The sequence below is a fragment of the Cryobacterium sp. TMT1-19 genome (assembly GCF_004403055.1).
GTDB classification, from domain to species: domain Bacteria; phylum Actinomycetota; class Actinomycetes; order Actinomycetales; family Microbacteriaceae; genus Cryobacterium; species Cryobacterium sandaracinum.
On record NZ_SOHB01000011.1, the window covers coordinates 1 to 7,886 of the forward strand.

General features: G+C 68.8%; 8 protein-coding genes. 6 read left to right on the forward strand and 2 right to left on the reverse strand.

The features are described 5' to 3' along the window. Positions 1 to 42: 42 nt before the first annotated feature. Positions 43 to 963 (reverse strand): phosphoribosylaminoimidazolesuccinocarboxamide synthase, encoded by a 921-nt coding sequence (locus tag E3T40_RS03060; RefSeq protein WP_134542632.1) that lies wholly within the window; start codon positions 961 to 963, stop codon positions 43 to 45. 356 nt (positions 964 to 1,319) lie between these two features. Next, entirely contained in the window at positions 1,320 to 2,597 is a 1,278-nt protein-coding gene (purD, locus tag E3T40_RS03070) for a phosphoribosylamine--glycine ligase (protein ID WP_104194311.1), read from the reverse strand. Between the two features lie 199 nt (positions 2,598 to 2,796). Here purD and E3T40_RS03075 point away from each other — a divergent pair, with 199 nt between their 5' ends. The 6 genes from E3T40_RS03075 to purM all read left to right on the forward strand — a co-directional run bounded on the left by E3T40_RS03075 (position 2,797) and on the right by purM (position 7,849). Beyond that, positions 2,797 to 3,156 carry a sterol carrier family protein gene (locus tag E3T40_RS03075; RefSeq protein ID WP_104099459.1) on the forward strand — a complete coding sequence of 120 codons (360 nt, stop codon included), beginning with the start codon at positions 2,797 to 2,799 and terminating at the stop codon, positions 3,154 to 3,156. A gap of 119 nt (positions 3,157 to 3,275) precedes the next feature. Continuing rightward, positions 3,276 to 3,908 carry an NAD(P)-dependent oxidoreductase gene (locus E3T40_RS03080; RefSeq protein WP_134542630.1) on the forward strand — a complete coding sequence of 211 codons (633 nt, stop codon included), beginning with the start codon at positions 3,276 to 3,278 and terminating at the stop codon, positions 3,906 to 3,908. After that, positions 3,905 to 4,357: a MarR family winged helix-turn-helix transcriptional regulator gene (locus E3T40_RS03085; RefSeq protein WP_104194309.1), complete on the forward strand. Its 453-nt coding sequence runs from the start codon at positions 3,905 to 3,907 to the stop codon at positions 4,355 to 4,357. Before E3T40_RS03080 ends, E3T40_RS03085 begins: the two co-directional genes overlap by 4 nt. Before the next feature lie 269 nt (positions 4,358 to 4,626). Beyond that, positions 4,627 to 5,025, forward strand: coding sequence for a hypothetical protein (locus E3T40_RS16505; protein WP_174843637.1), 399 nt, complete (start codon positions 4,627 to 4,629; stop codon positions 5,023 to 5,025). A gap of 116 nt (positions 5,026 to 5,141) precedes the next feature. Further along, positions 5,142 to 6,749, forward strand: coding sequence for an amidophosphoribosyltransferase (gene purF / locus E3T40_RS03095; protein WP_104194308.1), 1,608 nt, complete (start codon positions 5,142 to 5,144; stop codon positions 6,747 to 6,749). Continuing rightward, on the forward strand, positions 6,746 to 7,849 hold the full coding sequence (gene purM, locus E3T40_RS03100) for a phosphoribosylformylglycinamidine cyclo-ligase (RefSeq protein ID WP_134542631.1): 1,104 nt from the start codon (positions 6,746 to 6,748) through the stop codon (positions 7,847 to 7,849). Before purF ends, purM begins: the two co-directional genes overlap by 4 nt. Positions 7,850 to 7,886: the final 37 nt, after the last annotated feature.

Genomic DNA, 7,886 nt, shown 5'->3' on the forward strand with positions numbered 1-7,886 from the left:
GCCTACGCCGCGCCGGCCGCGCCTACGCCGCGCCGGCCGCGCCTACGCCGCGCCGGCCGCGGAAGCCGCGTGCGTCAGCCGCGCCAGCAGTTCCAGGTAACGGGCCGCGGTCTGCCCGATGATCTCCGCCGGAAGCGCCGGCGGTGTGCCGGTCAGGTCCCAGTTGGCCGCGAGCCAGTCGCGAACGATCTGCTTGTCGAAACTGGCCATCCGTTGTTCCGGTGTCGTGCCGGACTGCCAGAGCGAGGCGTCCCAATAGCGGCTCGAGTCGCTGGTGAGCACCTCGTCGGCGACCGTGATGGCGCCCGTGAGTCGGTCGGCTCCGAACTCGAATTTCGTGTCGGCCAGGATGACCCCGGCTTTCTCGGCGATCGCCGAGGCGTGGCCGAAGATCTCCAGTGACAGGCGGCGCAGCTCGTCGGCAACGGATGCCCCGACCAGCTCCACCGTGCGCTCGAACGAGATGTTCTCATCGTGCTCGCCCAGCGGGGCCTTCCACGCCGGGGTGAAGATGGGTTCGGGCAGGCGGTCGCCGTTCTTCAAGCCGGCAGGCAGTTGGATGCCGCACACCGTCTGGGTGGACTGGTATTCCTCCCAGCCCGATCCGGTCAGGTACCCGCGCACGACGCACTCGATCGGGAACATGTCGAGGGTCTTGCAGAGCATGGCGCGCCCGGCAACGGCGGACGGGAGCAGGCTGGTCACAGCCCCGTTGACGGTGTGGTCCGGCACGAGGTGGTTGGGGAAGCCCACGAGCTGGTCGAACCACCAGAGACTGAGAGTGGTGAGCAGTTCGCCCTTGCCCGGAATGCCGGGCTCGAGAACGTGGTCGAACGCGCTGACGCGGTCGCTGGCGACCACGAGCACGCGTGCGGCGGTCGCGAGGTCGGCCGCGGCATCCGGAACATAGAGGTCGCGCACCTTGCCCGAGTAGGCGTGACGCCATCCCGGCAGGTCGGGCAGAGCGGATGCGGCGGGCTGGTCTAGTGCGGTCACGGCTATATTCTTGCGCACCGGCCGGTGCCCGCGCCAACGCGGGGCCGGCGTGGGGGCTGCCGCGCTCGTGCCGGGCTCGTGCCGCCCGCGGCGTGCCGCGCTTCCGCGCCGAGGATCCCAGGGGGAGGGGCTAACTCAGGAGATTTGCGCTGCCGGTGTCATTCGGCCTGGTGTTCTCGGGTGTTCTCAGCGCTCGCCGAATGGATCTCCTGAGTTGGCCACGGAAACGGCGGGCGGCGACAGCTCAGCCGGGCCAGTGAGACGAGGGTTCGGAGGGTTCGGCGGGCTCGGCGGGCTCGGCGGGCTCGGCGGGCTCGGCGGGTTTACCGGGCACAGCGGGCGACGCGGGCGGCGATGTCGGTGCGGAACTGGCAACCCTCAAGCGTGATCAGGGTGAGCGCCTCGTAGGCGCGGGCGCGGGCATCCGTAAGGCCGTCGCCGACCGCGACGACGCTGAGCACGCGTCCGCCGGTGGACACGAGGGTGTCGTCGACGACGGCCGTCGCCGCATGCGCGATACTGACGCCGGGCACAGCGGATGCCGCGGCCAGGCCGGTGAGAGCGCGTCCGGTGACCGGCGCATCCGGATAGTTCTCGCTCGCGAGCACGACCGTGACGCAGGCGTCAGCCGAGAATACCGGGCGGGCCAGGCCGCCGAGGCCGCCGGTGGAGGCCGCGAGCAGCAGACCCGACAGCGGCGTGACCAGGCGCGGCAGAACCACCTGGGTCTCCGGGTCGCCGAACCGGGCGTTGAATTCGATCACCCGGATGCCCTCGGTCGTGAGAATGAGGCCGCAGTAGAGCAGACCGATGAAGGGGGTGTCCTCGGCGGCGAGCTTGCGCACCGTGGGCAACGCGATCGTTTCGATGACCTCGTCTACGAAAGCCTGTTCACTGCCGAATTCGGCGTCGAGCCAGGGCAGCGGCGAATAGGCGCCCATGCCGCCGGTGTTCGGGCCGAGGTCACCGTCACCGAGGCGTTTGTAGTCCTGGGCGGGGGAGAGCGGCAGCACGCTGTTGCCGTCGCTGAGCAGGAAGAGGGAGACCTCCTGCCCGTCCAGGAATTCTTCGATCAGCACGCTGCCGTGCTGAAGCCAGTAGATGGCATGGTTGATCGCGGCCGTACGGTCCACGGTGACGAGCACGCCCTTGCCGGCGGCGAGGCCGTCGGCCTTCACCACGTAGGGCGCCCCGAACTCGTCGAGTGCGGACGTGGCTTCGGCGAGCGACCCGGCGCGTTCGGCGCGTCCGGTGGGCACGCCCGCGGCATCCATGATGCGTTTGGCGAAGGTTTTGCTGCCTTCGAGGGCGGCTGCGGCCCGGTCCGGACCGAATACCGGGATGCCCCGGGTGCGCAGCGCATCGGCGACCCCGGCGACGAGCGGCGCCTCCGGCCCCACCACGACGAGCTCGATGCCGTTGAGGTTCGCGTAGTTCGTGACCTGCTCGGGGTCGGCCGGGTCGAGCGGAATCACCGGCACATCCCGGGCGATGCCGGCATTGCCTGGCGCCGCCACGATGTCGTGGCGCGGCTCCTCGCGGAGCAGCGCGGTGATGATGGCGTGCTCGCGGGCACCGGAACCGAGGACCAGAATCTTCACCCCGTCAGATTAGCGGATGCCGCGTAGCCCCGCGCGGGCGGCGGACAGCGGGTACTGGCGCAAGAGCGCTGCGCCCATGCTGCGCCGATACGCGCATGGTGTGCCAGGCGCGCAGCGGCGCAGCATGCTCGCGAGGTGGGCTGGCGGCGCAAGGAGCGGGCGGCCGGCACGGACCGCAGACAGGAGGCAGACTGGTGGCGTGGCACGAGCGAGGATTGACGACGGCGTGGGGCGCGCGGCGGTGCGCGAATACGCGGCGCAGCAGGGTGAGGCGAGCCGGGACATCCGTGCCCTGGCGGTTCGGTACACGCTGCAGCTGCTCGCCGAGAAGGCAACCGGCAACACACTCGAGGTTCGCGTGCCGCCGTTCGGGGCCGTGCAGTGCATCGCCGGTCCGCGCCACACCCGCGGCACACCGCCGAACGTCATTGAGACGGATGCCCCCACCTGGCTCGCCCTCGCCACCGGAACGCTCTCGTGGGCTGATGGCATCGCATCCGGTCGCATCGCCGCCTCCGGCCAGCGCGCCGACCTGGTCGGGCACCTGCCGCTTCTCTGACGCCTCCCACCTCCGTCTCGGACGCGACTCCCCCTTTCCTCCCTCGTGAGTTTTCCCCGTCGTTTTGGTTCGGTGGCAGCATCATCCGATCACAACATTTAGCGACTAAACTAATTCTTATGACAGTGATTGCTTTGTTCGGTGCGACCGGTAAGACCGGTCATCGCGTGCTGACGCGCGCTCTTGCCGCGGGATGCGAGGTGCGGGCTCTGGTGCGTGATCCGGCCAAGCTCGTCACCACGTCGCCGGCTCTGACGGTTATTCACGGTGACGTGTTGGACGCGGATGCCGTGGATCAGGTGGTGGCGGGGTCAGACGCCGTGCTCAGCCTGTTCGGGCAGGTCAAGGGGTCGCCGCCGACGCTGCAGGCCGAGGGCAACCAGCTCATCGTGGACGCCATGGGGCGGCACGAAGTAAAGCGGATCGTCACCCTGTCGGGCGGTGGGCTATCCGCTCCACTGGACCGGCCCGGGCCCGCAGACCGCGTCATCAGGTTCTTGCTGAAGACCCTGTCCGGGCATGTTCTCGCCGACGCGGAGCAGCACCTTCGGGTGCTCGAGGCGTCCGGGTTGGAGTGGACGGTCGTTCGTGGTCCGCGGTTGACCGAGAAGCCGGGTGCTGGAACCTACCGGGTGGGATGGGTGGGCGTTAATGCGAGCACCCAGATCAGTCGAGATGATCTCGCGGACTTCATCCTCACCCAGGTGGAGGATCGCACCTTCATCGGGCAGATGCCGTTTATCAGCGCATGACACAATCGGCGCACCTGCTCACCTCGCACCGGTCCAGGCAGATGGGGGAGGTCCTGGCGGCGGTCGTTCGTCTGTCGCGGTCGATCGCGAGCCCGCGATCGACTCCGTTCGGCAGCACGGTCCTCACACGCACCCAGCTGGATGTCCTCTTCGTCCTCGCTCACGCGCAGGACTCTGTCTCTCCGGGCCGGCTTGCCGCACTGTTGCACGTCACACCGGGGGCCATCACCCAACTCGTCGACCAATTGCGCGAGCATGACCTGGTCGAGCAGTTCGCATCCGACCAGGACGGACGGGTGCGGCTCCTCAGGCTCACCGGATTCGCGCGTTCCCAGGTCGAGGCGTTCGAAACTCTCGCGATAGAACGCTCCGCACCATGGTTCGACACGCTGACCGATGACGCACTGACCGAACTCGCTGGACTGCTCGCACAGGTCAAGGGATCCTGAGAGGTGCGGTCATTGTGACAGGCGCGACCGGGGCGGTCGGCTCGGCCTAGTGGATCGTCCACCGGCCGCCGCGGTGATCGCCGAACGCTGAACCTCCGTGTTCGCGGAAGTCCACCGCGCCACCCTGACGGGCCGCCGCGGCTGCCGCACGACGAGGTCCATGTTCGCGCTCCCGCGTACCGCAATCCCATTCATCCGGACAGGCTGGCATCCGCCGGGCAGAGCCAACACACAGCCGCAGGACTGATCTGGCGTGCGAGAATGAACGCGTGATCTCAGACCAACAGCCCGAGCAGCAGTCCGATTCCGGCGCCGGTGAGAGTGCCGGCGAATCGATCGTCGACAAGTCCACCGTTACCGTGCGGCGCTCGCCCCGCTTCTTCAACTTCATGCTCCTCGGCGCCCTGATCGGTGCGATCGCGGCCCTGGTTCTCACGGTCGTGTTTCCCGAGAACGCCGAGTTCGGGGCTACCCAGGTCTTCGGATTCCTGTTGCTCGCGTTCCTCACGCTGGGCGTCGCCGTGGGTGCCATCGTCGCCATCATCATCGACCGTGTCATCTCCCGCCGCGGGAAGACGGTCGTCGTCGATAGAATGGCAGCTGTCGGTCCGAGCGATTCCGAGTCTCCGGATGCCGTATCCGACTCGTCGAATTCTGATCGGGACTAGCTCAACCCGCCCTTCCCAACAACACGGCTCACCGGACCGAAGCGGAGAAGCTCCCGGTCACCCCACAACTCTCAGCACACATTTCCCCGAGCACTGATAGTAGAAGAGGCACCGATTTGGCTGGCGGCGACGGACTTTTAGGCCATGATCTACTCCCCGGAGAGAAGGGGCCGCAAGATGCCTGCGGCGTTTTCGGCGTCTGGGCTCCCGGTGAAGAGGTGGCTAAGCTCAGCTATTTCGGCCTCTATGCCCTGCAGCACCGGGGCCAGGAATCGGCCGGGATCGCCACGAGTGACGGCTCGAAGATCCTGATCTACAAGGACATGGGCCTGGTCTCCCAGGTCTTCAACGAGGCCGCGCTGAGCACACTGATCGGCCACATCGCCGTCGGGCACACCCGCTACTCGACCACCGGGTCGTCCAGCTGGCAGAATGCCCAGCCCACCCTGGGCCGCACCTCGGGCGGCACGGTCGCCCTCGGCCACAACGGCAACCTCACCAACACGGCCGAGCTCCTGCAGCTCGTGCACGAACGCTACTTGAAGGTGGAGGGCGAGCTCGCCCGCGGCAACACCACCGACACCGCAGTGATCACCGCCCTCTTCACCGGCGATCTCGACCACACCCTCGAAGCCACGGCGCTCGAGGTTCTGCCGCGTCTGCGCGGCGCTTTCAGCCTCGTCTTCATGGACGAGACCACCCTCTACGCCGCCCGCGACCCGCAGGGGGTGCGCCCGCTGGTGCTCGGCCGCCTCGAGCGTGGCTGGGTGGTCGCATCCGAAACCGCCGCCCTCGACATCGTGGGCGCCAGCTTCGTGCGCGAGGTCGAGCCGGGCGAGCTCATCACCATCGACGAGGACGGCCTGCGCACGCAGCGCTTCGCCGAAGCGAAGCCCGCCGGCTGCGTGTTCGAGTACGTCTACCTGGCCCGGCCCGACACCACTATCGCCGGCCGCGGCGTGCACGAGGCGCGGGTCGAGATGGGCCGTCGCCTCGCCCAGGAGTACCCCGTCGAGGCCGACCTCGTCATCCCGACCCCCGAGTCCGGCACGCCGGCCGCGATCGGGTACGCGCAGGCATCCGGAATTCCGTTCGGCCAGGGTCTGGTGAAGAACTCCTACGTGGGGCGCACCTTCATCCAGCCGTCGGAGACCATCCGCCAGCGGGGAATCAAGCTCAAGCTCAACCCGCTCAAGGCCGTGATCAAGGGCAAACGGCTGATCGTCGTCGACGACTCGATCGTGCGCGGCAACACCCAGCGTGCCCTGGTCAGCATGCTGCGGGAGGCCGGTGCGGCCGAGGTGCACGTGCGCATCTCGAGCCCGCCGATCACCTGGCCCTGCTTCTACGGCATCGACTTCGCCTCCCGCGCGGAACTGATCGCGACCGGCCTCGGCGTCGACGAGGTGCGCCAGGCCATCGGCGCCGACTCGCTCGGGTACCTCTCACCGGAGGGCATGATCGCCGCCACCGAGCAGCCGCCCGAACGCCTATGCACGGCCTGCTTCACCGGGGTCTATCCGATCCCGCTGCCCGACTCAGCACACCTGGGCAAGAACCTGTTGGAACGTCCGGCCGCCGCCTCGAACGGATGCGACCCGGGCCCCGACTCGGAATTCGAGCCTCTGCTCGCCCCCACCTCACTGCGCCAGGAAGCACTGCGCGAAGAATCCCTGGTCAAAAAGGGTAAGCCCCCGATCGGCGACCCAGGAAGACAAGAATGAGCAACGCATCCTATGCGGCGGCCGGAGTGGACACCACGGCCGGCGACCTCGCCGTCTCCCTGATGAAGGAGGCCGTGTCGAACACGCACGGTCCCGAGGTGCTCGGCGGGTTCGGCGGTTTTGCCGGCCTCTACGACGTCTCCTTCCTCACCGGCTACACGCGCCCGCTGCTGGCCACGTCAACGGATGGCGTCGGCACCAAGGTCGCGATCGCCCAGGCCATCGACAAGCACGACACGATCGGCCAGGACCTTGTGGGCATGGTCGTCGACGACATCATCGTCGTCGGGGCCCGCCCGCTCTTCATGACCGACTACATCGCTTGCGGCAAGGTCGTCCCCGAGCGGATCGCGGACATCGTCGCGGGCATCGCCCGCGCCTGCGCCGCCACCGGCACCGCACTCGTCGGCGGCGAGACCGCCGAACACCCCGGCCTCCTCGGCGTGGACGACTACGACGTGGCCGGCGCCGCCACCGGCGTGGTGGAAGCCGACCAGGTGCTCGGCGCGGAGAAGGTCCGCCACGGCGACGTCGTCGTGGCGCTGGCCTCTTCCGGCCTGCACTCCAACGGCTACTCGCTCGTGCGGCACATCCTCGCCAACCGCGGCATCGGCTACACCGACACGTCCGCCGATTTCGGCGGCGTGGTCGGCGAGGTCCTGCTCGAGCCGACGCGGCTCTACACCGGGCCGCTGCTCGGCGTGATCTCCGACCCGGAGCTCGCCGGCGTCGTGCACTCGCTCAGCCACGTCACCGGCGGCGGCATCGCGGCGAACCTCGCTCGCGTGCTCCCGCTCGGCGCCTGGGTGGAGGTCGACCGGTCTACCTGGTCGCCGTCCCCGGTCTTCCGGGTGCTCAGCGAACTCGCCGGCTCCTCGCTCGAGAGCGCGGAGGGCACCTGGAACCTGGGTGTCGGCATGTTCGCCGTCGTCGCGGCCGAATCGGCGTCATCCGTCATCGCGCGCCTCGCCACCGAGGGAGTGCCGGCCTGGGTGGCCGGCCGTGTGTCGACCGCCCGGCACGACCTCGCGGGCTTTAAGCAGGGTGCCAAGGGCGTGAACGGCGGCGCCGTGCGCCTGGTCGGCGGCTACGCGCTCTAGCAGGCCGCCCGCCGGGCCGCCCGCCGGGCGCCCCGCC

Coding starts and splice junctions, on each gene's coding strand:
- E3T40_RS03080 (WP_134542630.1), top strand. CDS start 3,276: ATGACAGTGATTGCTTTGTTCGGTGCGACCGGTAAGACCGGTCATCGC.
- E3T40_RS03085 (WP_104194309.1), top strand. CDS start 3,905: ATGACACAATCGGCGCACCTGCTCACCTCGCACCGGTCCAGGCAGATG.
- purM (WP_134542631.1), top strand. CDS start 6,746: ATGAGCAACGCATCCTATGCGGCGGCCGGAGTGGACACCACGGCCGGC.